At 46.8% G+C, this 1,325-nt stretch carries 1 protein-coding gene; it reads right to left on the bottom strand.

Annotated elements, in window-relative coordinates:
- On the bottom strand, positions 1 to 1,116 hold a 1,116-nt coding region (rlmD, locus tag V8Q34_RS27350), incomplete at its 3' end, for a 23S rRNA (uracil(1939)-C(5))-methyltransferase RlmD (protein ID WP_335836689.1).
- Positions 1,117 to 1,325: the final 209 nt, after the last annotated feature.

The raw sequence follows: 1,325 nt of genomic DNA, 5'->3' as shown, positions 1-1,325 counted from the left end.
CCAAGCAAACATATCATACGGTACCGCCCTCACCGCTTCATACCCTTTCTTAACCAAATATCTCAGGTCCCTTGCCAGCGTCTCCGGATTGCAGGAAATGTATACTACCTTTTTCGGTCCCAGCTTCACGACGGATGAGAGGAAAGCCTCATCACTGCCTGCCCTTGGAGGGTCCATGAAAACTACATCTGCCTGTTCTCCCGCTTCGGCCATCTGCACCATGAATGCGCCGGCGTCCCCCTGAAATGCCCGGAAATTTTTGCTGCCGTTTCTCTTTGCATTGATGCCGGCATCGCGCACTGCGTCCTTATTTAACTCCACGCCGATCACTTCTTTTGCGTGTTTCGACGCAATGAGGCCAATGGTTCCGATGCCGCAGTATGCATCAATCACGCGCTCTTTCCCTGTAAGCCCGGCAAATTCCAGGGCTTTTCCATATAATTTTTCCGTCTGCACGGGGTTTACCTGGTAAAAGGAGGAAGGAGAAATGCGGAAAATACATCCGCACAGCTCATCCTCAATATAGCCCTTCCCGTAAATGGTGATATTCCGCTCCCCAAGCACCATGCTGGTCCTCTTGTCATTTACATTGAGAATCACGGTCGTGATCTCGGGATGGAGCTTTCTAAGGGCCTTCACAAAATTATTCTTTGATGGGAAAATAGGAGAAACCAATACCAGAACCACCATGATCTCCCCGCTTCTGAATCCCCTGCGCACCATAACATGCCGCAGAAGCCCGAATCCGCTGTCCTCATTATAAATCTTGATCTTAAAAGATTTTAAAAGTCCCCTGATATCTCTCACAATGGCATCTGCCTTTTCATCCTCAATCAGGCAGTCATCCACAGGCACCACTCTGTGCGTCCCCTCCGCATACTTTCCGGAAACTATACTGCCGTCCCGGAGGCGGGCAAAGGAGGCATGTATCTTGTTCCTGTAATGATAGGGATTCTCCATACCTATGATCGGCTCTACTTTACAGATTCCCTTTAAAAGCTTCCTCACCTTCTTTTCCTTGATATCAGTCTCTTCTTTATAGGAAATGCCTCTGCAGCCGCACCCTCCGCATTTTTTTACCACAAGACATTTTTTTGATTCCAGTTTGTTTTCCATATATAACAACCTTTCTTTTTCGCTCTTTTTTAACCCGGCAGCTCTCTTCCCCACTGCTTTTCATCTATTATATCCGTTAAACCCGCCCGCGTCTATAAGAAAGAAAAGATAATAAAACAACGGCAGATTCCTCCGTATCATCGGTGATATGATACCTCTTAAGTAGACAATGGAAATAACCAAAAGCTACTTAGGAGGTATTTTTATGC

Origin of the sequence: Blautia sp. JLR.GB0024 (assembly GCF_037000545.1) — a bacterium.
GTDB lineage: Bacteria > Bacillota > Clostridia > Lachnospirales > Lachnospiraceae > Blautia > Blautia celeris.
Note: the sequence above shows the minus strand (reverse complement) of the source record. Positions and strands in the feature narration are given on the sequence as shown.